Source organism: Alteribacter natronophilus, from assembly GCF_006007885.1.
Lineage (GTDB): Bacteria > Bacillota > Bacilli > Bacillales > Salisediminibacteriaceae > Alteribacter > Alteribacter natronophilus.
In genome coordinates, this window is record NZ_VCRO01000006.1 from 218,810 (window position 1) to 242,459 (window position 23,650).

General features: G+C 48.6%; 17 protein-coding genes. 3 read left to right on the forward strand and 14 right to left on the reverse strand.

Features of this window, described 5'->3' with window-relative positions; translation table 11 throughout:
* Positions 1–159: 159 nt before the first annotated feature.
* Both FGB90_RS17455 and yhbH read right to left on the reverse strand, forming a co-directional pair.
* The gene (locus FGB90_RS17455; RefSeq protein WP_138812147.1) at positions 160–1,131 is read right to left on the reverse strand and encodes a phosphate/phosphite/phosphonate ABC transporter substrate-binding protein; all 972 of its coding nucleotides are present in this window, start codon (positions 1,129–1,131) and stop codon (positions 160–162) included.
* 471 nt (positions 1,132–1,602) lie between these two features.
* Positions 1,603–2,766 carry a sporulation protein YhbH gene (gene yhbH, locus FGB90_RS17460; RefSeq protein WP_138812148.1) on the reverse strand — a complete coding sequence of 388 codons (1,164 nt, stop codon included), beginning with the start codon at positions 2,764–2,766 and terminating at the stop codon, positions 1,603–1,605.
* A gap of 598 nt (positions 2,767–3,364) precedes the next feature.
* Here yhbH and FGB90_RS17465 point away from each other — a divergent pair.
* Complete coding sequence (locus tag FGB90_RS17465) at positions 3,365–4,867, forward strand: BCCT family transporter (protein ID WP_138812149.1); 1,503 nt, start codon at positions 3,365–3,367, stop codon at positions 4,865–4,867.
* 145 nt (positions 4,868–5,012) lie between these two features.
* On the opposite strand, the gene FGB90_RS17470 is transcribed toward FGB90_RS17465, so the two are convergent.
* The 4 genes from FGB90_RS17470 to FGB90_RS17485 form a co-directional block, all read right to left on the reverse strand.
* A complete protein-coding gene (locus FGB90_RS17470) occupies positions 5,013–5,357 on the reverse strand; it encodes a CHY zinc finger protein (RefSeq protein WP_138812150.1) in 345 nt (114 codons plus the stop codon).
* A 167-nt stretch (positions 5,358–5,524) separates the two neighbouring features.
* Entirely contained in the window at positions 5,525–6,124 is a 600-nt protein-coding gene (lepB, locus tag FGB90_RS17475; protein WP_246056234.1) for a signal peptidase I, read from the reverse strand.
* A gap of 558 nt (positions 6,125–6,682) precedes the next feature.
* On the reverse strand, positions 6,683–8,578 hold the full coding sequence (locus FGB90_RS17480) for a PrkA family serine protein kinase (protein ID WP_138812151.1): 1,896 nt from the start codon (positions 8,576–8,578) through the stop codon (positions 6,683–6,685).
* Positions 8,579–8,871: 293 nt separating this feature from the next.
* Complete coding sequence (locus tag FGB90_RS17485; protein ID WP_138812152.1) at positions 8,872–9,177, reverse strand: antibiotic biosynthesis monooxygenase family protein; 306 nt, start codon at positions 9,175–9,177, stop codon at positions 8,872–8,874.
* Positions 9,178–9,614: 437 nt separating this feature from the next.
* Here FGB90_RS17485 and FGB90_RS17490 point away from each other — a divergent pair, with 437 nt between their 5' ends.
* Positions 9,615–10,910 carry an acyl-CoA thioester hydrolase/BAAT C-terminal domain-containing protein gene (locus FGB90_RS17490; RefSeq protein ID WP_171051900.1) on the forward strand — a complete coding sequence of 432 codons (1,296 nt, stop codon included), beginning with the start codon at positions 9,615–9,617 and terminating at the stop codon, positions 10,908–10,910.
* A gap of 283 nt (positions 10,911–11,193) precedes the next feature.
* Here FGB90_RS17490 and FGB90_RS17495 read toward each other — a convergent pair whose 3' ends face one another.
* The gene (locus tag FGB90_RS17495; protein WP_138812154.1) at positions 11,194–12,312 is read right to left on the reverse strand and encodes an NAD(P)/FAD-dependent oxidoreductase; all 1,119 of its coding nucleotides are present in this window, start codon (positions 12,310–12,312) and stop codon (positions 11,194–11,196) included.
* Between the two features lie 737 nt (positions 12,313–13,049).
* Positions 13,050–13,667 (reverse strand): YpjP family protein, encoded by a 618-nt coding sequence (locus FGB90_RS17500; protein WP_246056236.1) that lies wholly within the window; start codon positions 13,665–13,667, stop codon positions 13,050–13,052.
* A gap of 184 nt (positions 13,668–13,851) precedes the next feature.
* Between FGB90_RS17500 and FGB90_RS17505 the strand changes: the two genes are divergently transcribed.
* The gene (locus FGB90_RS17505) at positions 13,852–14,304 is read left to right on the forward strand and encodes a hypothetical protein (protein WP_138812155.1); all 453 of its coding nucleotides are present in this window, start codon (positions 13,852–13,854) and stop codon (positions 14,302–14,304) included.
* Between the two features lie 173 nt (positions 14,305–14,477).
* Here the strand turns inward: FGB90_RS17505 and FGB90_RS17510 are convergent, their stop codons facing one another.
* The 6 genes from FGB90_RS17510 to FGB90_RS17535 form a co-directional block, all read right to left on the reverse strand.
* Positions 14,478–16,121 (reverse strand): glutathione ABC transporter substrate-binding protein, encoded by a 1,644-nt coding sequence (locus FGB90_RS17510; RefSeq protein WP_138812156.1) that lies wholly within the window; start codon positions 16,119–16,121, stop codon positions 14,478–14,480.
* A gap of 478 nt (positions 16,122–16,599) precedes the next feature.
* Positions 16,600–17,907, reverse strand: coding sequence for a helix-turn-helix domain-containing protein (locus FGB90_RS17515; protein WP_138812157.1), 1,308 nt, complete (start codon positions 17,905–17,907; stop codon positions 16,600–16,602).
* A gap of 3 nt (positions 17,908–17,910) precedes the next feature.
* Positions 17,911–19,161 carry a M20 family metallo-hydrolase gene (locus FGB90_RS17520; protein WP_138812158.1) on the reverse strand — a complete coding sequence of 417 codons (1,251 nt, stop codon included), beginning with the start codon at positions 19,159–19,161 and terminating at the stop codon, positions 17,911–17,913.
* Positions 19,158–20,492: an amidohydrolase gene (locus FGB90_RS17525; protein ID WP_246056238.1), complete on the reverse strand. Its 1,335-nt coding sequence runs from the start codon at positions 20,490–20,492 to the stop codon at positions 19,158–19,160. Before FGB90_RS17525 ends, FGB90_RS17520 begins: the two co-directional genes overlap by 4 nt.
* Positions 20,489–21,694 carry a M20 metallopeptidase family protein gene (locus FGB90_RS17530; RefSeq protein ID WP_138812159.1) on the reverse strand — a complete coding sequence of 402 codons (1,206 nt, stop codon included), beginning with the start codon at positions 21,692–21,694 and terminating at the stop codon, positions 20,489–20,491. The genes FGB90_RS17525 and FGB90_RS17530 overlap by 4 nt, the downstream gene beginning before the upstream one ends.
* A gap of 140 nt (positions 21,695–21,834) precedes the next feature.
* Positions 21,835–23,367 (reverse strand): AbgT family transporter, encoded by a 1,533-nt coding sequence (locus FGB90_RS17535; RefSeq protein WP_246056240.1) that lies wholly within the window; start codon positions 23,365–23,367, stop codon positions 21,835–21,837.
* Positions 23,368–23,650 lie beyond the last annotated feature (283 nt).

The following is a 23,650-nucleotide window of genomic DNA, read 5'->3' on the forward strand; positions in this document are numbered from 1 at the left end:
AGAAACAGCGACCAGGAACACCGTGGCAATTATCCGTTTTGGCCGCATTTGATTTATAAGTTCACATATTTTTTATATTAATCAATGAAACCTTGAGTCTTCTCCGAACGGTTTATGGAGAAGACTCCCGGTTTCAACCAGTTTTATTCTCAGTCTTTATTATTCAGAAAGCTCGTCTTCGAACTCAGCGAATACTTCACGTACGATATCGTAGTCTTCTGTAGCAGCTTCCGCGATACCAGTCCAGTTGTAGATTTCGTCAAGCACTTCAAGCATTTCCTCATCATCCGAGAAGCTCAGGAAAGCAGCTTTGATGTCTTCTTTCCACTGTTCAGGCAGTTCGCTTCTTACAGAGATTGTATCGTTTGGAATTGGATCTGTGTACCCGAGAACACGAAGGTCATCGTATACATCAGGGAACTCGTCCGCAAGATTGTCACGTGCATCATCAAATGTTGTAGCGAAGTCAGCAGCACCGTCATAAAGCGCAATCAGTGCGTTGTCGTGTCCACCTGTAGTCACACGGTTAAAGTGGGCGTCAAGGTCCTCAACTCCAAATTCTTTCTGCTGGGATGCAGGGAAAAGGAAGCCGGAAGTGGACAGGTCATCTGCATATGCCCATGTAAGACCTTCTTCGTTTGCAAGATCTTCTACTGTTTCAAGGTGAGAATCAGCCGGCACAGTGTACTGTGCTTTGTAAGAAGTTTCTCCGTGACGCTCGGCCTTCAGGATTACCTCTGCTCCGGCGCGATCTTCGGCCTGAACAAATCCAAACGGAGGAAGGAAACCGATGTCAACCTGCTGCGTTCTCATTGCTTCAATAAGTCCTACATAGTCAACCATAACTGAAGCTTCAACATCAACGCCGAGCTCCTCGGAAAGGCGGTCTGCAAGGGGCTGAGCTGTGTCAGCAATTTCGCCTGCATCCTGGGACGGTACGAAGCCCATGATCAGTTCGTCGATGTCATCGGCTGCTTCTTCATCGCCATTTTCCTCAGCAGTGTCTTCTCCGTTGCCGTCGTCAGTTCCGTTGTCGGCACCGCCTTCAGCATCGTCACCTTCGCCGCACGCTGTAAGCGCTGTAGCAACTGCAAGACCAAGTGTTACAGAAAGAAATTTCTTCTTAAACAAGGTAATTCCCCCCAAATATGTGTTTTACTATTCAAGCCCTCGACTCCAACCCTCAATATGTAGACATAAAGAATCAGTTGTCTAACAACTTGAACGATTCCTAGTATACAATTATGTCGATTCGTTGTCTACGCAATTTACAAATAATTAATATATTGTGTCACAATTCATCATACTTAGTAGAATAAAACCCTTATTTTACAATAGTTCCTCTCATAGTCTTTCATATTTTGTAAATAGATTATTAAGGTTGTAAGACAACCCCTCAGCAGAAAAAAGCCCCTTTACCGCGTAAAAGGGCCTGTTTTTTCTCTATAGCTTTGATCACCTGGAATATGGAAATGAAAAAAGACCGGATTTTTTGACAGCGCTTTCAGTATGCAGCCTGTTCAGGTTGTCCGACAACAGAATACAAAGGTGCAGCCGCCCCTCACAATCGGGTTCCCCCGACCGTAGAAGCGGCAGCTTTCCCTATTGAAGAACTTCCTCCTCTTTTCTGAAGAACCATTTCAAAGACTGGTACACATCGGCTTTCTCCCTCAGGATATAGTGACGGAAGCGATCGTCCCGGATATTTTTATAGGCGCTCATCAGTGTTGACGGACGGTTATACTGATTGACCTCGCCGTAGCCGAACATACTGGAGAGCTCCATCAGCTCCTTTACGAGCTTCAGGCACCGCTGATTATCTGATGTCAGGTTATCGCCGTCGGAAAAATGAAAAGGATAAATGTTATAACGTTCGGGTGAATACTTGCCGTCGATCAGTTCAAGTGCCTTTCTGTATGCAGAGGAACAGATGGTACCGCCGCTCTCTCCTTTCATGAAGAAGTCATCTTCGGATACAACTTTTGCCTCGGTATGATGGGCGATGAATTCAATATCAACCGTTTCATATTTTGTTCTGAGAAAACGGGTCATCCAGAAGAAAAAGCTTCTGGCCATATACTTTTCCCAGCGACCCATACTGCCGCTTGTGTCCATCATTGCCAGAACAACGGCTTTGGATTCGGGTTTTACTTTCTCATTCCAAGTCTTAAAACGCAGATCATCGTTGTAGATTGGCATAATACTCCGCTTCCCGCTCATGGCGTTCCGCTTGATTGCCTGGATAATTGTCCGTCGCTTATCGATGTTACCCATAAGACCTTTCTTACGGATATCATTGAAATCAATATCCTCAATGACAATATTGTCTTCTTCCTTCTGCTGCAGGTTCGGAAGCTCAAGCTCCTTAAATAAAAGCTCCTCCAGTTCGGAAATCGCAACCTCCGCCTCGTAATAGTCCTCACCGGCCTGGTCCCCGGCGCCTTCACCTTTTCCGGCCCCCTGCTGCGGAGAACCGTCTCTTGCTACCACATCACCGACTTCACTGTCACCGTCTCCCTGGCCCACATGTTTGTTTTTGTCATAATTGTAGCGGATTTTATATTCATCAAGAGATCTGATTGGAATCTTTATGACATCCCGGCCGTTTGACATAACAATGCTTTCCTCGCTCACCAGATCAGGGAGGTTTTTATTAATCGCTTCCTGGACTTTTTCCTGGTGACGCTGCTGATCCTGATAGCCTTTTCGGTGGAGGGACCAATTATCCTGAGAGACAACATAGTTTTTACCGACATTACTTTTCATTGTCTTACTCCCTCCTTCATTTCAGTGTTAAACATCTTTTCCATCGTCACTCAAGTAACGGAAATAATCAGGCTCTTTCACTAAGCTGAGTCATCCGGCTCATCTGTATGAAGGGCTCACCGGCCCTTTACCACTGTCACTCTTTCCGTTGCTTTGGTTCAGTCTGCTTTATTAACAGGAATCAATTCGACGCAGTCGTACAAAAATCTTATCGGACAGGCACAATATTCTGCTCATGCACATACATATAAGAGTGACGACATCCCGTGAACTGTCAACCGTCTGCCGACACGCCATCCATTTTGGATAGCTTACTTTATCCTATGCAGAAGGCTCGTGTAGTTGACAAAAAAATCTGATAAATATACAAGTCCCTACATCTCCTTGCACCCCCTTTGGGTCGGACAGGCCTTTCACCGGACAGGCTTATGTTCCGGAAGCTTTTCTGCAGGCGTAAAAAAGCTGTAATGCCTGTGGCAACTGGGATTTTACTGAACCAGGAAAATAAAACTGGTTCTTTTTTCATATTTAGTCATGTTTTTAACGTAATTAAGGGAAGATAACGTAACAACCTTCGTTACTAAGGAGAGGATTGAACGTGAACAAAGTCACACCTGTTTTCTGGGGAGCATTGGGAATTCTTATCTTTATCGTATTATTCGGGGTTTTGGCTCCCGGCACACTAGAGCAGCTTACCGGCGAGATCAGGGGAGTCATAACCGAGACTATGGGCTGGTATTATCTTCTGATCGTTTCCGGATTCGTCCTGGTATGCCTGTTTTTTGTTGTTACACCTTACGGAAAAATCAAGCTTGGAAAACCTGAAGACAAACCGGATTACAACTATGCCACATGGTTTGCCATGCTGTTCAGCGCCGGGATGGGGATCGGCCTCGTATTCTGGGGAGCAGCTGAACCGATCTCGCACTCAATGATCAGTTCACCTACAACCGTACCCGGGACCGACCAGGCAATCAGTGATGCGATGCGTTTTACTTATTTTCACTGGGGGGTACATGCCTGGGGAATTTATGCGATTGTCGCTTTAATTCTTGCGTATTTTAAATTCCGGAGAGGTGCACCGGGGCTGATCAGCGGTACACTGACGCCGATCCTCGGTAAATACGCAGAAGGCACTGCCGGTAAAATTGTTGATATCACTGCCGTTACAGCTACCGTCATCGGTGTAGCCAGTACCCTCGGTTTCGGTGCCGTTCAGATTAACGGCGGGCTCGATTATCTGCTCGCTGTCGGCAACAGTTTCTGGGTACAGTTTATGATCATCGCCGTTGTTACCGTGCTGTTTATGATTTCAGCATATACAGGGCTTAACCGCGGCATTAAATATCTCAGTAATGTAAATATGATTCTGGCTGCGGTACTGTTTCTGTTTATCCTCATTGCAGGACCAACGCTTTACGCGTTTAACGTTTTTACGAACACACTGGGAACGTACCTTCAGACGCTTCCAACCATGAGCTTCCGCCTTGCGCCTAACGATCCCGAGGCCCGGGAGTGGATCGATGGCTGGACAATATTCTTCTGGGCGTGGTGGATTGCCTGGGCGCCGTTTGTAGGTTCATTTATTGCCAGGGTTTCAAAAGGCCGGACGCTTCGTGAATTTGTCCTCGGTGTTTTGTTGGTACCATGCCTTGTCGGTTTTGCCTGGTTCTCGGCTTTCGGAGGTACCGCAATCACGCTTGAAACAAACGGCATTATTGCGATTTCCGAACTGGCAACCGAAGAAGCGCTGTTCGGGGTATTCGAACAGTATGCGCCGATCGGGACGATCATGTCGTACGTGGCAATCGTGCTGATTGGCACATTCTTTATCACAAGTGCCGACTCCGGGACATTTATTCTCGGTATGCAGACGACCGGCGGACATCTGAACCCGTCAAGGGTCATTAAACTCGTCTGGGGAATCATGCTGTCTGCTACATCCCTGATTCTTCTGTATACAGGTGGCCTTCAGGCTCTGGAAAATGCCCTGATTATCGCAGCACTGCCGTTTTCCATTATCATGATTCTCATGATCTTCTCCATGATGAAAGCACTCAGGCAGGAAAGAAAATCGGACCGCAGTAAACAGCAGGCGTAGCAACTGTAATTATTATGTACGGAAAAAGAGCCTGGTCCCTGACCGGCTCTTTTTTCTTCCTTTATCAGCTTCCTGAGGTGATAATAAAGCTTCCAAATCCCTTTATGCCTTTTTAAGCCGTCTGAACAGCAAACAGGACTGGCATCTATACTTTTTTCTCTGTTTCAAAATAAAGGTGATGATGAAGACGGCAGCCCGGGTTAAACCGCTTCCCGCAATGGGGGCAGACACTGCTGTCTGCGAGGTATTCCCTGATCGTCATCTCGTGGCCGCAGCTCCCGCACAGAAGAGCTTTTTCGTCGAACTCATCTGTGCGCCACCTCCTGTGAGTATGACCGGCTGTTTCCTCATGGCATGTGATGCATGAATAATAGGTTCCGCAGCACCTCATTTTAATAGCGAGTATGTCGTTTTCCGAGTGGTAGTGTGTACAGCGCGTCTGACCGTCAATTATTTTCCCTGCTACCGAAATCCCGTAAACTCTGCGCATGGCATCCCCCTTCCGACCGTGTACAACCAGTTTACAGCGGGTTTGGAACCGGCTCAACCCTGATCCGGGATGATTATGTGAAAAGTCTACTTTATGAGAAAAAAAGCACGCCGTCCAATTGGTCGGCGTGCAATTTCCTTCTGAGTCAACCGCGGACTGACGGTTACCTAAAACAGGCGGAACCCTTCAAGGGGCCAGTATGCCATATTGGCACGGCCAACGATATGCTCCATAGGAACAAATCCGATCTGGCGGCTGTCTATACTGTTCTGACGATTGTCACCAAGAACGAATATGTGTCCCGGCGGTACTTCAAGTTCTCCTGTTATATCCTCAAGTGTAAAGTCGTCAGTTAATATGCCCCCGCCCTGTTCTTCCCTGAACTGTGCAAGAAATTCTTCATCGTGCGGCTCATCGTTAATGTAAAGTGTATCTTCTTCATAGCGCAGCGTGTCTCCAGGTAGTCCGATGACCCGTTTAATGTAGTCGGTATCTTCCGTTGCATGAAAGATAATCAGATCAAACCGGTTGGGTTCTGCAATTTCATAGCCGATTTTATTGACGATAATGCGTTCTCCGTCATTGATCGTCGGCATCATGGATTGTCCATAAACGACGTAGTTGGTAAACATGAAACCCCTGACAAGGGCCGCAATGATGAATACAATGGCAAATGTTTTGGTCCAGCTCCACAGTTCAAGCTTCCAGTTTTTCCGCTTCAGAGGCTCCTTCATCTCTCTGCGACTTATCTTGTCTTCTGTTTTCATCCTTTTGTTCTCCTCCATTTTTTGTTGATGGCATCCTCAGTTGGTTTCTACTAACATATTAGCCGGATTTGTATTTTTTAAACGGTTATCAGATTATAATTATAGTTAATAGGGATAAATTTGATTGGGCTTTACAACGACATTTCCGTTATTTTGAAGCAAAGGATGCAAGCTTCTTATTGAGAATATTATTTAGTAAATGAAAATGGAGTTATGTAAGGGAAAGGGAGGGAAGGGGAGGGAAGGGGATGAAACCGGTGTTACGTGGTGTATTCCCGTCTGCCGGAATATAAAAACCAATTATGCTCATGATGGCCTGAACTGTGTGCTTTCGGGAGCTCCTGTTCGTGTGCAGGCGCTCATCATATTAACTTAGGATTACTTCTTACTTTATGAAACTCATTTACGCATGAATGTTTTTCATAGGGAGTTTGCTGGACAAAAGCTTCGCTCCACGCCTTACGCTCGCTTTCGCACCCTCAGAATTTATTCATGAGTTGCCACCTTATTGAAGCACAAAAAACTCCCGGGGCCTCTTTTCCCCGGGAGTTTTTTTGATCAGCGGTTAAGCAGGCTTCCGACGTAGCGGAGCAGCTCGTTGGCTGAAGTTGAATTATAGCCATGGTCTTCAATGAGCCTTGCGATTACTTCATTCACTTTCTTCAGCTGGTTTTCATCCGGCGTTTTGGTGGACGTTGTAATTTTTACGACATCCTTAAGATCGGCAAACAGCTTCTTCTGAATCGCTTCACGGAGACGCTCGTGGGACTGGTAGTCGAACTTCTTCCCTTTGCGTGCGTAGGCGGAAATACGGATGAGAATCTCTTCGCGGAACGCTTTCTTCGCATTTTCGGAAATACCAATCTGCTCTTCAATGGACCGCATAAGTTTTTCGTCCGGGTTCATTTCCTCCCCGGTAAGCGGGTCGCGCAGCTTATTTTTGTTGCAGTAAGCTTCCACATTATCGAGATAATTGTCCATTAAAGTTTTGGCAGACTCCTCGTATGAGTAGACGAACGCTTTCTGCACTTCCTTCTTCGCGATTTCATCGTACTCTTTACGGGCAACGGAAATGTAGTTCATATACCGTTCACGATCTTCCTTCGAAATCGAGGCGTGCTGGTCAAGGCCATCCTTGATTGAACGGAGCACGTCAAGAGCGTTAATAGACGTGAGTTCCTTTCGGATGATCGCACTGGAGATCCGGTTGATGACGTAACGCGGGTCAATCCCGTTCATTCCCTCATCCTGGTACTCCTTCTTCAGCTCCTCCACGTCCTGGGTATTGAAACCTTCCACACTCTCCCCGTCATAAAGCTTCATCTTTTTCAGAATGTCCACACCGTTTTTCTTGGACTCCTTCAGACGGGTGAGCACCGTAAAGATCGCTGCAATCTTCAGGGCATGCGGAGCGATGTGAACATTCGAAATGTCACTGTCCCGGATCATCTTATCGTAGATCCGCTCCTCTTCACTAACCTTGAGGTTATATGGAATCGGCATAACGATAATCCTTGAATGCAGGGCTTCGTTCTTCTTGTTTGCAATAAACGATTTATATTCGGCTTCGTTCGTGTGTGCCACAATCATTTCATCCGCGCTGATTAAGGCAAATCGTCCTGCTTTGAAGTTTCCTTCCTGAGTAAGGGATAATAAATGCCAGAGGAACTTTTCATCACACTTGAGCATCTCCTGGAACTCCATCAGGCCACGGTTTGCCTTGTTCAGCTCCCCGTCAAAGCGGTAGGCACGCGGATCGGACTCGGACCCGTATTCGGCAATGGTGGAAAAGTCAATGCTTCCTGTCAGATCGGCAATATCCTGGGATTTTGGATCTGACGGGCTGAATGTTCCAATCCCGCAGCGGCGGTCCTCGGAGAAAATAACACGCTCTACTATGACATCTTCAATTCTTCCGCCGTATTCTTTTTCAAGGCGCATCAGGTTAAGGGGAGACAGGTTCCCTTCCACCCGGATGCCCGTTTCCTTCTTAAAATCCTCCCTTAAATGATGAGGAATAAGATGAAGCGGGTCCTCGTGCATCGGACAGCCTTTAATACCGTAAACAGCTCCGTTATCATGCTTGGAGTACTGTTCAAGCCCGCGCTTCAGCATTGTTACAAGGGTCGATTTACCACCACTGACAGGTCCCATAAGAAGCAGGATCCGTTTTCTCACGTCGAGACGTTTGGCTGCGGAATGGAAATACTCCTCAACAAGGCGCTCCAGTGCATCTTCAAGGCCGTAAATCTGATTGTCAAAAAAGCGGTAATGTTTTTTACCGTCAACCTCTTCCACACCCGCATCTTTTACCATGTTATAAATACGGGAGTGTGCAGTCTGTGCCACTTCCGGTCTTTCTCTCACAATATCAAGGTACTCCGCGAATGTCCCTTCCCATTTCAGGTTCTCTTCCTCTTCCCGGTAATGCGCAATTTTATTAAGAATGTCCATTTGGGGCCTCCTCCCAATACTGGCTGGGGAAACAACCAGATATCTTGGTTCATACTATGCGTGTCTTTTGGGGATCATTCACTCTCTTTAAAAAGACATGCTCGTAAAATCCGCGATTTTGCGACATTCTGCTAAAGTAACGCTCCGGAATGAGCTGCTTTATTTCCGGAACTCAGCCGTCCCCGGCACATCAGTCTAAACTGCAGGGAATCAGCCATTAAAAGAGCCTGCCTTCCGCGGTTGACGGAGACAGGCCTGGTTTACTGTTCAGTTTGAAGGATGGCTTCCGGCAATCAGAGGTGATGCGTCGCTTTGTATTCGTAGACTTTATTGCCCGATGTTGGACTTTTATCAAGGTTTTCCCGGCGTTTTTTATGGGATTCCCTGAAAGCACGGCTGTCCACCCAGGCTTTGTAGTCATCTTCGGATTCCCACTTTGTCAGCACTACCTGGTAGTTGTCGTCATCGGCCGGATCCAGGAACATAAAGTCCAGGCATCCAGGTACCTGCTTCATTCTTTCTGCACTCTCGGCAAAACGGCCCGATACGTTTTCCCGGCCTTCTTTTGGTACGTGAAGTTCATTCATGACAACATACATTGTACCTGCCTCCTCATATTTTCTGCGTTCTTTTACCATTATAAGTGAGAGGGCGGTACGAGGGAAAGAATTTGGACGTGCATCTGTATTATTTTCGTGGTATATTGTTTTTAAGAAGACGTTTGAAGGAGGCGGCAGTTCATGAACCTGCTATTAATTCTGGGCGTATGCGCAGCCTTTCTTGCTGCGATTTTTACAGGAGGATATAACTCCAATCCGAACCGTCAATAGGAAGAAACTTAAAAAGCTGTTTCCCGTAAAGGGAGACAGCTTTTTTAAGTATGCTCTATCCGGATGCCTTCATTTACAGGAGAATTGAAATAAATGAATGTGTTTTTTCCTCTTATATCGAATATAGATGAGACAGGCGGACAGACTGTTTACTTCATGACATCCGCTCCCGGTTCGCCGACTACTTTGACGGCAGGTGAATGAGATTGACATGTTTTTTATACCCCGATATTGGACGCGTGGATGAAACAATCCGTTTTCACATGGATGGCTTCTCTCCGGGAGAAAAAGTTACCATTGAAGCGCTCTGGCGGGATGCTCTGGAGCACCCATGGCACTCTGCGATTACCGTTCACGCTGATGAAGAAGGAAAAGTGCAGATTAACGGCGACTCACAGGAACCTGATTTTCGAACATTATTAAGAGAATTAAAACCGGCTTCCGGTGATTCAGACCAGTCCGTTCTGCAGAGGAATACCCTCGCACCGTTTCATATCACGATAACGATCCTGAATGAGGATGGGGACATGGTGGCAGAAAGAGTTGTGACACGTATGTTCAGGGAAGAGCACGTTCAGCGGGAGGAAGTGGACACGCCTGACTGCCAGGGAACATTCTTTTTTCCGGAAAATGAACTGGCTCTTCCGGCTGTTATTGTTCTCGGTGGTTCGGAAGGCGGCACTTACGATGAAACAGCTGCTCTCCTGGCGTCCCACGGCTACGGGGTACTTGCTCTCGGGTACTTCGGCTACCCGCCTCTGCCGCATGATCTTCACGAAATCCCCCTTGAAACGGTAGACCGAGCAGTGGAATGGCTCAGTGAGCAGCCAAACATTAACGGAAACGAAATTTCCTGTCTGGGAATTTCCAAAGGCGGGGAACTGGCACTCCTGGCTGCCTCACAAAACAGCCGGATTAAAGCTGTAATCGGGGAAATGCCCCCAAGTCACGTGTTTCAGAGTCACAGACAGGGCCTTAAAAGTTCCTCCTGGACAAAAGACGGGGAACCTATACCGTTCGTTCCCTATTCTCTTTCATTGGGAATGCGTCTTGAGCAGCTTGTAACTCAGTGGAAAAATGAAGCTGTCAGTATGCGGCCGGTATACGAACGGAGCCTTGAAAAAGCGAAAGATGCCTCCGCGGCGGCCATACCTGTGGAGAAAATCAACGGACCAATCCTTCTGATCAGCGGCAAGGAGGATTCTCTCTGGCCATCCGGGCCAATGTGTGAATCGATGATGGAAAGGCTGTCCGGCAGTTCTTTTCCACACGAAAAAAGACATGTGGCACTTGAGGGTGCAGGTCATGTCATCACAATTCCCTACCTCCCGGCCCACCAGCCGTCCGGCAGGCCGTTTTTAACCGGCGGGACGGAAGAAGCGAATGCTCTGGGCGGGGAAAAAGCGTGGACAGAAACTGTTGCTTTCCTGGATCGTCACTTTTCTCCGTCCAGGGCAAAAATTGAAACGGTTCCGATGCAGCGACAGCAGCAGACGCAGTGAACAGAAAATCTCACCGTATAATGAGAAGAGGCTGGGACAGAAGTATTTTTACAGACGAAAATCCGAACAAATAATATGCGATGCTGATAAATCGCTCCTGAAATATACGCCGCTTTCCGCGGGAAGCGGCTGAGCCTCCGCGTGCTTCGCTACTTAAGGGGTCTCACCTGCGCTTTTCCTCCCGCAGGAGTCGGCGAATATTTCATCCGCTTGTCAGCTTTTTGTTCGGATTCTCATCAAAATACTTTCTTTATGTCCCGGCCTCTTCATTTTTTAATTCTGTTTATTCTTCAATCGCAGCGGCTGGATCGTAGTCTCCGAAGTCCAGTTCCGTACTTTCACCCCGAACCTTTCGCGCAAGCTCAGCTCCAAGAAACGGGCCGGATGTAAGTCCGGAAGACCCGAGTCCGTTAGCTGCGTACAGCCCTTCTTTTCCTGGAATGGAGCCCACTACAGGAAGGAAGTTCGGTGTGAAAGGCCTGAATCCTACCCGCGTTTCCACCAGAGTCGCATCTGCCAGTCCCGGTGCCACTCCCAGTCCGCCTGACAGCACTTCCTGCACGCCTCCTGCCGTAACACGCGGATCGAATCCGGTTTCATCCTCATGAGTAGCTCCAACCACTACCCGGCCGCCGCCGAATGTAAGGAGGTACAGTCTTCCCGGCGGCATAATCACCGGCCAGTCTTCCGTATCCGCATCCGGCAGCTCAAGGTGTACGATCTGCGCCTTCTGGAACGTTGCCTGAAACGGGACGCCGGCGGACTCCAGCACTTCTCTTGCCCACGCACCTGCGGTAACGATCACTGCATCTCCCTCATATACCTGTTCCTTCACTTTTGCCCCGATGGCACGGTTTCCTTCGTAAATAATAGCTGCGTCACCTGTTATAAAACGGGCTCCGTACTTCTTCGCACCATTGATAAGGGCCTTTCGCATGAGACGGCCGTCAACCCTGGCACCTCCGCTTACAAAAACACCGCTGTATTTTTCGGCAATTACCGGGAAACGGGCTTTGACGTCTTCAGGTGACAGACGGGTTACTTCTCCCATCTCCGGAGCCGACGGTTTCCGCTCCGCAGCACGTGCAACCATTTTATCCACTACGTCTTCTTTCGAATGAAGAAGCATGGCGCCTACATTGGAATATCCCGTCTCGGTCTGCCCGTCTTCCTTCAGCATGTTCACAAGCTCAGGGTAGTAGGCGGCGCCGCCTTTTACGAGACGGAACCACGGTTTGTTCCGCCTCTGGGTCAGCCAGGGACAGATGATCCCGGCAGCGGCGTCTGTTGCCCTGCCGGTGTCCTCCCTGTCTATTACAGTGACATCCGCACCGGATCTGGCAAGATGATAGGCAGTGGAAGCCCCTAAAATACCAGCCCCAATCACGATATATGAATTCATACGTTCACACCTTTTCTTCTCAGCTTTTTCTCTGCCCAGTTTACTATACAGCTGCATCCGGAGCAAACGGCTGGAAAGGAAGGCATCGCTGCACGACTCCACCTGCTTCATTAACTGACACGCCGAGTGGAGTAAGGCTCCCGGCATTCAGAAAAATAAAGAGGATGGGACAAAACTCAGCTAAATAGAAGGGCCCTCACCGTCGGTGAGGGCCTTTTGCTGTAGAAAGTATTTTAACGGTTGATTGTTCAAAAATTCACTCGCTTGCCGCGGGCAAGGCTTCAGCTAACCGGGGAAGATCACCCCGGTGGATCTTCAGCTCTTGCTTTTCCCGCAGGCGTCTCGTGATTTTGAACAATCAACGAATATGAACACAAAAAGGATACCTTCTGATAAAGTTATATCACCACATCCTAACAGAATCGGAGGTCTCCTTATGTTTAAAGATTTTGCCAATGGACCTTTCATATAAACTGCAAGAAAATGATGTTGCTTTTGCGGTCAATGATCTCGTTGAAGCCATACCGGATGAAGCTTTCAATGGCTTCCTCCGTTCAACCAGCTGTCCTGCCTACCATCCGAAAAGCGATCATTGGCACCGTGTTTTACTTAGTTAGAGACTGTTTTGTCCCATCCTCATCTTTTCTTTAAACTGTACCTTTCGCTCCAAAAAATAATTAATCTGGTCAATAGCAGCAATCTCTATACGATTATACCAGCACAGCTTTTCTTTAAAGCTATGACATCCACTTTGGCGGTGTGTTCTTGTCCCAGTATACTTCCCCAAGCTGGTGATGCTCTTCGAAATTGTCCCTGCTCAGGTGATAATGGAAATTGAACCAGTAGCCGTCGCGGGGACGGTTGTCCCGGCGGACGTGAAATTTCGCTACGTCCTCGTCAGTTTCGGTATCGTGAATGTTGAAGATCCGTTCACCATAACCGGCTGATGGTTCCTCTGACACTGTAAATCCGGAGTAGCGGTCTTCCCCTGCTTCCTCAATAATCGTATTCAGGACATCTTCCATATTCGGCATGATGGCAGACATCACTTCATCTTCAATCTGTCTGGATATTTTAGGACCGAGTTTGCGCAGTGTATGTTCACGTGCTTCCTCGGTAATCCGGTCAATCACATCGTCAATGGACTCCGAGTCCGTTAACGGTTCATCCAGCTCAGACGCTTCGTCTTCATCAAGCCCGTCCTCATCCAGACCGGAGAAATCATCGTCTCCGTCCGGCGGCAGCGCCTCGCCGCCTGATTTCGCATCCACATCAATGCTCCCGGGCGGGATGAAAGTGCCCATTGTGATAAATGTCATCATGATTATTGACAGCTTTTTAAACCAGCGCTTCATGATCCGACTCTCCCTCTGCTTATCCTGTTTCCATTGTAACATGATCAGCGGGAAAATCTATTGAACTATAAGACTATTCTTATAAATGTCACATAAAGGACTTTTACGCCTGTGTATATTTTCACGGAACAGGATCATTGATATAATAAGCAGAATGAATACAAGAACCTGGAGGTCCTGACCCATGCTTTCATTTGAAGAAAAACTGGCGATTATTGAATCCTTTCCTGAACTGGAACGTCACGATGTGTCTCTCGGCAGAGTGAACTTTCATTTCCCCGGCAGTGTAAAAGATAAAAAAAACGTTGTATATCATCTTCACCCGAACGGGAACGGCTTTGTCTATGCCGGTGAACTGACCGGTTATGAGGTGAACGATAAAGGTATGGTGAACATCCGGAATTTTACCGAGAGGGCGCTTCGCTCGGTCATTGAAAAGTCGATATCCTCCCTGTCTCCGGCTCTGGAAACTGACGAGGAGGAAGAGTTCTGGATCAACAGGGACTCCCACACCCTCTCTCTTATCCGTGAAGGAGAGAACTGGAATGTCTACGCTGATACCGGTCTGGACGGTACGTTTAACTCCTACGGTGAGGCTGCCAATTACCTCGAGGAAGAGGGTTTTTCAAGGATATAACTTAAAGACGCGCTGCTTACCGGCAGCGCGCTTTTTTGTACCGGCAGACCAGTCCCCTAGCCCGCACCTCATTCTCCTGAACACAGAAAACGTGCCGGACACAGCATCTGCAGTGCCCGGCACGTTAGTTATTTTGTTATTCTATTCCGATCCGAGGAGAATGTGTCAGATTTTTAGTTAATTGTTACGTCCTGAAGCTGATAGAGTCCGGATCCGTCAGCCCAGTACCCCTGCACGCTGTCATGGACACCCATAATCTGTGCCGGGTGGTAAAGGAAGGCCATTGGTGCTTCCTCCTGCAGATATTCTACAGCTTCCTTGTAAAGCTCGGCACGCTGGTCTTCATCCTGCTCGGTACGTGCCTGGTAAAGAATGTCGTCAAATGTTTCGTCTTCCATGAACGAACGGTTTCCTGTTGAACCTACGTTCTCAGAATGGAAGAGCATGTGCATCGGATAGTCTGCGTCACCAGTACCGAGAGACAGTCCAAGGATAAACATATCGTGTTCCCCGGCACCTGTTGCATCAAGGTACGCGCCCCATTCTACAACCTCGATATTTACATCTACTCCAATCTCCTCAAAGTTTGCCTGGGCAACCTGGGCGATCTGCTCACGTTCAGCAGAGTCGTTTGTCCAGAGAGTCGTCTCAAAGCCGTCTTCATAGCCTGCTTCGGCAAGAAGTTCACGGGCTTCTTCAAGATTCTGCTCCACTACCGGAATGTCTTCGGTGTAGCCGAACTGAGTCTGGTTGATCGGACCGTTGGCACGCTCTCCTGTACCTTCAAGGATACTGTCGACCATGGACCCGGTATCAAGAGCAAGACTCAGAGCCCTACGCACGCGCGCATCATCAAATGGCTCTTTCTGCATGTTGAATCCGAGGTAGGAAATACTTGCACCTTCAGTCATAAAGTAGCCAACATCGTCAGTACCCTCAATTCGGTTAATATCAGTTGCTTCAAGCGGGTCACCAATGTGGATACCGCCGGTTGTCAGCTCACCGATACGGGAGGAGGACTCAGGCATGACGCGAAGCTCAACACTGTCCACTTTCGCATTCTCACCCCAGTAGTCTTCGAAATTAACAGCCCGGGAGTAGTCTCCGCTCACCCATTCTTCAAATTCAAAATAGCCTGTCCCGTATGGGTGATCATTAATGTATTCACCTGGCTGCGCGCCTTCTTCCATTGCTTCATAGTCGCCTTCAATGGATTCTTTTGAAATCATGCTTGCCGCATAATGTGCAAAGTGAGATGGAAGCGGAGCGAAAGGAACCTCCGTACGGAACTCGACTGTGTAGTCGTCCACCACGTTCACTTCCTCGATTACATCAAAAAGAATCGCACGCGGTGAGCCGATTTCCTCATCAAGAATCCGTTCCACGTTTGCTGCCACAACCTCAGCATTAAATTCAGACCCGTCGTGGAACGTAACCCCTTCTACAAGGTTAAAGCGCCAGACGTCCTCTTCAACGTCCTCCCAGCTTTCGGCAAGGTACGGCTGAAGCTCCATGTCTTCATCAAATTTCGCAAGCGTTTCGTAAATCTGTGTCTGCATCTGCCCGGACGGCACGTCATTAGACGTATGTGGATCCAGTGAGTTAAGGTCCGAGTTTACCCCAATAACGAGGTCTCCGCCTTCTTCTCCGCCTTCTTCTCCGGCTGCTTCGTCATCTTCCTCTCCGGTATCTGTTCCACCATCACCGGTATCAGCGTCAGTTCCGGCGTCTTCGTCCGGCTCTGCTGCACAGGCTGCAAGCGCAGCGGTCAAGGCAACAGAAACAGCAGCTGTTTTCAATGTTCTGCTCTTAAACATGTAAAAAGTCCCCCTTGGCAATCGTTATAATATTCAGGCATTTTTCTGCAGAAGCGACTATTAATAGTAAATTCAATAAATACCATACATTTCAAATAGTCAGAAATTTAACTGCAGAAAGTCCCCGTTCCCCCGGCAAATCTCCCGCGAAAACTGTACGTATAAAACTACTATAGGTTTGAGTTTTTGTAAAGAGGAAAATTATTTTAACATTTTATTTTTCGCACTTTTATCACTATTTAAACTGAGGAACCAATACCTTTTACCCATATCAAAATTCCAAAAAAACACACAATTAAACAATCTTTCTCAAAGTTATTTCCCACTTTTATACAATTTCTTTGACTATAACTCATTTACTATATGTAAATAATGTAATTTTGAACCCACCAGTATTTTCTTCATGCATATTTCAGGAAATCCCCCCCTTTACTTAAGACGGCAGGCAGGCTGGGCCGGTCCCAGCCTCCGCTGCCGGTCAGGGAAAACGCAGATTATAGATTTTACGGGGTCTCCCTCTCTGTCCCGGCTGTTCCTCACCATAGACGCTTGCTATTCCCACTTCTTCCAGCGCGTTTAAAATTCTGCGGGCATTCCGGTCAGAGCTGTTAAGCCAGGTGGCGATATCCTTAGCCGTCACTGTTGTCTGATCGTAATAACGGGAGATGGAGGAAATTCTTGATACAATCGCCGGGCTGATGTGGGCTTCTTTGAAGCGGTCCGCCCATTCCGGTCCCCACTCACGCTGATTAACGGAAAGCACCTCTTCTGTTTCCCTGATTTCCTTTACAGCCTGGTCCTCGTCCACAGTAACAATAACCCGGTCTTTGCGGGCCATCGCCTCTCTGAGTGCCATCCTCACATGCTCCTCGGCCTCAATAGCGGTACGTCCATACCCGACCACTGTCCTCAGAGCGAGCCCCGTCTGGAGCTCCGATTGTGACAGGAGGTCAAACAGCGGATGATAAGACTGCAGCTCAAGCTCACCGAGTGTAGTATAGATAAAGAACAGACCGTCCCCGATCTGTACGAAGGAGCCGTGCACTTTTTCCGCATACTGCAGAATAAGCCTCTTAAGATCCAGATCGAGATGCTTCGTCTTAAACGAGTAATATTCCTCATCTGCATGCCCCAGAGCGAGCACCCGCTCCACTCCGACAATGGCAATCTGAGATTTACGGTAAAAGGCAGAGTGAATCCGCTCCCGCAGATACTTGATGGTAAGCTGAATCGCCAGCTCCGTCGGTGTAATTCTGTAACACGGGATGCCCCGTTCCTTAAGTTCCAGGTATACAGAGCGGAGACCCGTAAAAACAGCATTAACCTTTCCTTCGTTATACAGATCTTCATGGAAGCGGGTCAACTCATCTGCAGGGAGATAGCCTTCATAAGGCAGGTTGTAGATCGTCAGCTCCTCAAGTGAAAACATCTTCTTAAACGAAGCCACTTCTGCATCGCTGATCGTATCAAGACTCACAGCAGGAAGAATATTGCCGTGTCTGTACTGGGCTTTGAGCAGCTTCCCGAGCAGACTGGAGCCGTACAGGGGCGGATATCCGGCTTCCTGTTCGCTCACAAGCCCCCGGGAAATGGCATAGTGGTAGGGAGCCTGACCGGAAAAAAGCCAGTAGTCCACTTTCCCCCTGTTCTGATCAAGAATCTCTTTTGTTTCCTCTGTCTGTTCATAGGGAAACGTCTGAAGATCAATATCCTCAAAAGAAGCGGCTTCACGCTTAATCTTTTCAATTGAATCACGGGGGCCTATAGCCCCAAGTCTGATTATCATTGCTTACTCACCTGTTTCTTTCACTAAATAAGCGGAAATCAGTTTTACACCCTTTAAAAGATCATCGGGATCTGCATGTTCATCAGGGTGGTGACTGAGTCCATCCCGGCACGGTATAAAGATCATACCGGATGGCCATTTTGCCTGCATGTTCATGACATCATGGCCGGCCCCGCTCTCCAGCACGTATGGTGTGAGGCCTGTCTCTTCTCCTGCAGCGAGAATTTTTCCGTGCACATCAGCGTCCAGAAAAACAGACGGATTGTGAACGAGCTTTTCCACTGCTATGCCTACATCGTAGGACTGCTCGATCTCCGCACACTTGTTGCGGATTTCCCCTTCCAGCTGTTCCTTAATGCTGTCATCCACGCTTCTGATATCCACCCCGATATCGGCTTTGCCGGGAATCACGTTCATCACATTTGGGGTAACATCCACTGTGCTGCATGTAGCCACAATCGGCAGTTCATTCTGCTCAGACAGCTCACCTGCACGTTCATAAACAAACGTAACCAGTGGCGCTGCTGCGGCAAAAGCATCCTGACGCCGGTTCATCGGGGTTGTACCCGTATGCCCCGCTTTTCCCGAAATGTTTACATGAAGACGGATCGGACAGGCGATCGCAGTCACGGCCCCAAAGTGTGCACCGGCCTCTTCCACCCGCATTCCCTGTTCGATATGAAGTTCGAGAAAGGACGCAATTTCATCCCGGGCGCGCTCAGCAGAACCTATACCGTCCCAGTTCAGCCCTCTCGATTCGACCGCTTCCTTAACCGTTACACCGTCTCTATCCGTAACATCTTTAAGGCTGAGGGCATCAAGAAGTCCTGACATCGCCTTACTTCCTATCGTTGATACGCCAAAACGTGCGGATTCCTCTGATGCAAAACAGATTACTTCGATTGGGCGCCTTGGGGAAAACCCGGAATCACGCAGTTTTTTTACGGCACCAAGAGCACAGAGAACTCCCGCTGCCCCGTCATATCCACCGCCGTTTGCAACCGTATCGAGATGGGAACCTGTTGCCACGGCAGGGAGACGCCGCTCTTCATCCCGCTCGGGCTCCCATCTGGCAATGACGTTCCCCGCTTCATCCTGTCTGACGCTCAGTCCAAGCTCTTCTGCTTTTTCCTTGAAGCAGGCGAGCGCGGCCCACTCTTCATCTGTGTAGCTGAGACGGGTAAACCCTTCAGCTGGATTCATAGTCTCAGTCAGATTCAGCTCTTTTAACGTCCGCTCAAGCCATTCTCTCATCTGTATCTCTCCTCGTTTATTCTGCTGATCTCTGTAACTGCTGCTGCAAATGCGAGAAATCCGGTTTTGAGCACCAGTTCGTCATAATCAAACGCCGGATGATGATGTCCTGCTGTAAGAGGAGTACCGAAAATCATGTAGGTTGCTTTTCCTCCGCAGCTCTGGACACGATTAATCATATGGGTCACATCCTCCGAAGCACCAAGGGAAACAGAGTCCAGTACCTCGCAGATCGCGGCTGTGTTTTCTGCCGCACCGGTAACGATCGTTTTCAGATCATGATCGCAGCCGGCGGTGGTTCCGTTTCCAACTGTCGAAAACTCAACCTTCACATCATGCATGAACGCCGCAGCCCGGCTCATCCTTTCTGTTTCCTCGAGCATATAACGGTTCAGACGATCATTTTCTCCCCTCGTCTCACCGGACAGAACAGCCCGGTCAGGTACAATATTTCTTCCCGATCCGGCTTTAAGCTGACCGATATTCAGCCTTGTTGCACCGCCTGAATGGGGGGCTACCCCCGCTGAACTCTGGATAAACGAAGCGGCTGCGAGCAGGGCGTTCTTCCCTTCTTCAGGCCTTTTACCGGCGTGTGCAGCTGTACCTGTGAAAGTAATATCAAACTTTGAGGTAGCCAGAAACCGGTCCGATCCGGCACTGATGGTCCCCACAGGAAGATTTTCAATGCCGATATGGCCACCCAGGAAGTAATCCGTACTATCAAGCCATCCCTTTTCCACCATGGCAGCAGCCCCGCGGCTTCCTTCCTCGGCAGGCTGAAACAGGAGTACGTATTTTCCTGTAAGCTCTTTTTGGTGATCGTGCAGAAAATGCGCTACCGCCAGACCGATGGCGGTGTGCCCATCATGGGCACACGCATGCATCCTGCCGTCTTCACAGCTGCGGAACTGTTCTTTAACCGGAAGGTGGTCCGGCTGATCGGATTCCTCTACGGGGAGCGCATCAATATCAAAACGCATGGCTGTCTCAGGACCGGGTCTCCCCGTATCCATGACAGCAGCAACGCCGGTCATCCCGCCGCTGATCCTGCTCAGAAATTCCCCCGGGACACCTGCTTCCGATGCCAGTTTCTCTGCCTGCTTCAGCTCGTCATCACCAGGTACGCCCATCCGTGATTCGGCGCACAAAGCCTCCTCTCCTGTATAAAGGGTAAAAGAAAGAGGCTTCAGTTCCTCATGGATCTTCCACGTTGTTCTGTATTCCGTCCACCCGGTTTCAGGATGCCGGTGTAAATCCCGGCGCCATTCCCTCATTTTCGGAAAGAGGTCATCTGCATACGTGTCCAGTGACTTCTGTTTTCCCCTCATCATTCACTGTGCTCCCTGTTCAGACGCTCAATGGCATTGAGGGCCAGCTGCGCCATCGTTTCGGTTCCGATTACAAGCGATTTCTCGTTGATATCAAACTCCGCATCGTGAAGAGGCTTCTGTGTTTCCCGTTCGGGAATGGCTGTTCCCAGCCAGTAATAAAAACCCGGATATTCAAGGAGAAAACGGCCAAAATCCTCTCCGCCAAGGCTTGGATTTACAAGTGGAGTCGACTCTTTTCCAAGAAGGTCATGAGCCGTTTCCGTTACTGTATCGACCCACTCCGGGGAGTTGACTGTCGCCGGGTAACCGTCCTTGTAATCAAGTGTAATTGTAACTTCATTTGCGTCAGCAAGACCTTCGAGAGTTGTCCTGAGACGGTGCTTGACTTTCTTCTTCACAGAATCCTTGTTTGTGCGTACCGTGCCTTCAATTGTCACGCTGCTTGCGATTACGTTGTACCGGTCTCCACCCTTGATTTCCCCGAACGTAATGACCGCCGATTCCATCGGGTCCACGTTTCTGCTGACAACTGTCTGCAGATGGCTGATCACCTGTGCCGCGATGACGATGGCGTCTTTTCCCTGGTGCGGCATGCTGGCGTGTCCGCCCGCTCCTTCGATCGTAACGCTGAAACGGTCCGAGTTGCCCATCACGGGTCCGTTAATCACACCAAGCTGGCCTACAGGCAGATCAGGCCACATATGCTGGGCAAAGATGACATCAGGTCTGTGTTTTTCAAACACGCCGTCCTTCATCATATCTGCCGCACCGCCAACCGGAGCAAGCTCTTCAGCGGGCTGGAAAACGAGCAGCACTTTCCCCGGAATGTCTTCTCTTATTTCATTCAGCAGTTTAGCAGTTCCCATCAGCATCGCCGTATGGGCATCATGGCCGCAGGCGTGCATTTTTCCTTCTGTTCCGGACTTATATGGTACATCATTTTTTTCACGGATCGGAAGAGCATCAATGTCTGCACGAAGGGCAACCGTACTCCCCGGCTTTCCCCCTTCGATCACGCCGAGTACACCGTGCGTGGCAAAACCGGATTCATAAGGGATTCCCTCCTCTTTAAGGAACTCCTGAATGGTGCGGGATGTCTGTTCCTCTTCCCGGCTCAGTTCCGGGTTCTGGTGAAAATGACGGCGGTAGCCGATGAGCATGTCCTCAAGCTTCTGTGCTTTTCCTTTAACGCTAATAGTCATAAGTATTTCTCCTCCCTATTAAAGGCAAATTGGATTTCCACATACTTATTTTCTTTTTTGATGTACATAGTCAGGGTTTTTCCTGTCAACGAGAAAAGAGAAGCTGCATCATGCAACTTCCTTTTCCCGAAATTATACCATTACAGGTGCATACCCACTCCAGGTCCAATTGGGAGACCAATGAGGGTCCACGCAATCAGGATCACAATCCATACGCCGAGGAATATCAAGCTGTAAGGAAGCATGATCGCAAACAGCGTACCAAATCCTGCATTCCTGTCATACCGCTTCATAAACGCAAGTACCATCGGCACGTACGGGTTGAGCGGTGTAATGATGTTTGTGGACGAGTCCGCAATCCGGTAGGCAAGCTGAACAAAAGCCGGATTGTAGTCAAGTGCCATAAACATCGGTACAAAAATCGGGGCCATGAGTACCCACTGGGCTGAGCCGCTGAAAATGAACATATTCAGAACTGCTGCCAGCAGAATAAAGGCAACGATGACAGGAAGACCTGTAAAGTTAATATTTGTCAGTGTCTCCGCTCCGCTGACCGCAATGAGGGAGCCGATGTTTGTCCAGTCAAAGTAGGCAATGAACTGGGACGCGGCGAAAATCAGAACAATGTAACCTGACATATCCTTCATGGCTTCTGCCATGAATTCAGGCACATCCCTCGTGGATTTAATTGCCTGCACGGTTAGACCGTAGGCGATCGCAACGACAATAAAGAAGAACAGAATGATCGGAACGATGTTGGAAAGAAACGGTGACGGCACGATCTGACCTTCATCACCGCGCAGTATTGCGTTCCCCGGTACAATGAGCAGACTGACAAGGGCCAGGTAGATGGCACCAGCGATCCCTGCATTCCGGAGTCCTCTGTTTTTCTCAGGTGTAATCGCCTCAAGCTCCTGATCGACCACACCTTCCTCAGCGTTGGAAGGATCGAACTTTCCAAGACGGGGCTCAACAATCTTTTCCGTAATCCACGTACCGATAAACATAAGCATCAGTACAGAAAACAGCATGAAATACCAGTTATCAACCGGTGTAACCATAACTCCGCGGGCTACTTCCGTTGTAATTCCCGACAGGAGTGCATCCGTCCCGGTAATAATTACGTTAGCCGTAAATCCGGCACCAACCCCGGCAAAACCGGCAGCAATACCGGCAAGCGGATGACGGCCGAGTGCGTAAAAGACCATCGCTGCAAGCGGCGGTACAATAACAAAGGCAGCGTCTGATGCAAGGTTTCCGATAATACCCGTGGCAATAACCGCATAAGTGACGAGACTTTTCGGCGCCTTAAGAATCGTTTTTTTCATGAATGTTTCTATAAGGCCGACTTTCTGGGCAAGCCCAATCCCGAACATCATAACAAGAACAAGTCCGAGCGGTGCAAAACCAGTGAAGTTATCGAGCATCGAGGAAATGATAAACTCTACACCGTCCGCCGAGAGCATACTGCGAACCGCTTCCGTTTCCCCTGTCTCAGGGTCTGTAAAAGTAACGTTAAAAGCGCTGATAACCCAGGACAGACCGATAATCCCGACAGCAAGGTAAACAAACAGCATAAATGGATGCGGAAGTTTGTTACCGGCTTTCTCTACAAAATCAAGAAATTTCGAAAAAATGGTTTTCTTATTTGTCGTATCATTTGAAACGGACAATGTAATCACTCCCTGTCTAATCTGGCTGTATTTTTCGGACATTGGCCATTTATGTTCCGTATTAGAAATCTATCATCAACAGAGAGGAAAGTAAACAGGAAATTTTATTACTAGATTCAGTTTTCAGATATGTAACCGCTCCCCTGAAGGAAACAAATCGCCATTCTTTTGATCCTGACAGAAAAAACATACTAACATTAGTAGCACAGACCAAGGCCATGGTCTGTGCTACTATTTTTTTATAGTAGAAGTGAAGAAAGGCCGACCAGCCTCTGGGACCATG

What these genes read in the sequence shown, in the direction of transcription:
- FGB90_RS17520 (WP_138812158.1), bottom strand. Translation starts at nt 19,161, where the DNA reads ATGAGAGAATGGCTTGAGCGGACGTTAAAAGAGCTGAATCTGACTGAG.
- FGB90_RS17515 (WP_138812157.1), bottom strand. Translation starts at nt 17,907, where the DNA reads ATGATAATCAGACTTGGGGCTATAGGCCCCCGTGATTCAATTGAAAAG.
- FGB90_RS17495 (WP_138812154.1), bottom strand. Translation starts at nt 12,312, where the DNA reads ATGAATTCATATATCGTGATTGGGGCTGGTATTTTAGGGGCTTCCACT.
- FGB90_RS17470 (WP_138812150.1), bottom strand. Translation starts at nt 5,357, where the DNA reads ATGCGCAGAGTTTACGGGATTTCGGTAGCAGGGAAAATAATTGACGGT.
- FGB90_RS17510 (WP_138812156.1), bottom strand. Translation starts at nt 16,121, where the DNA reads ATGTTTAAGAGCAGAACATTGAAAACAGCTGCTGTTTCTGTTGCCTTG.
- FGB90_RS17525 (WP_246056238.1), bottom strand. Translation starts at nt 20,492, where the DNA reads ATGATGAGGGGAAAACAGAAGTCACTGGACACGTATGCAGATGACCTC.
- FGB90_RS17485 (WP_138812152.1), bottom strand. Translation starts at nt 9,177, where the DNA reads ATGTATGTTGTCATGAATGAACTTCACGTACCAAAAGAAGGCCGGGAA.
- lepB (WP_246056234.1), bottom strand. Translation starts at nt 6,124, where the DNA reads ATGAAAACAGAAGACAAGATAAGTCGCAGAGAGATGAAGGAGCCTCTG.
- FGB90_RS17530 (WP_138812159.1), bottom strand. Translation starts at nt 21,694, where the DNA reads ATGACTATTAGCGTTAAAGGAAAAGCACAGAAGCTTGAGGACATGCTC.
- yhbH (WP_138812148.1), bottom strand. Translation starts at nt 2,766, where the DNA reads ATGAAAAGTAATGTCGGTAAAAACTATGTTGTCTCTCAGGATAATTGG.
- FGB90_RS17505 (WP_138812155.1), top strand. Translation starts at nt 13,852, where the DNA reads ATGCTTTCATTTGAAGAAAAACTGGCGATTATTGAATCCTTTCCTGAA.
- FGB90_RS17480 (WP_138812151.1), bottom strand. Translation starts at nt 8,578, where the DNA reads ATGGACATTCTTAATAAAATTGCGCATTACCGGGAAGAGGAAGAGAAC.
- FGB90_RS17500 (WP_246056236.1), bottom strand. Translation starts at nt 13,667, where the DNA reads ATGAAGCGCTGGTTTAAAAAGCTGTCAATAATCATGATGACATTTATC.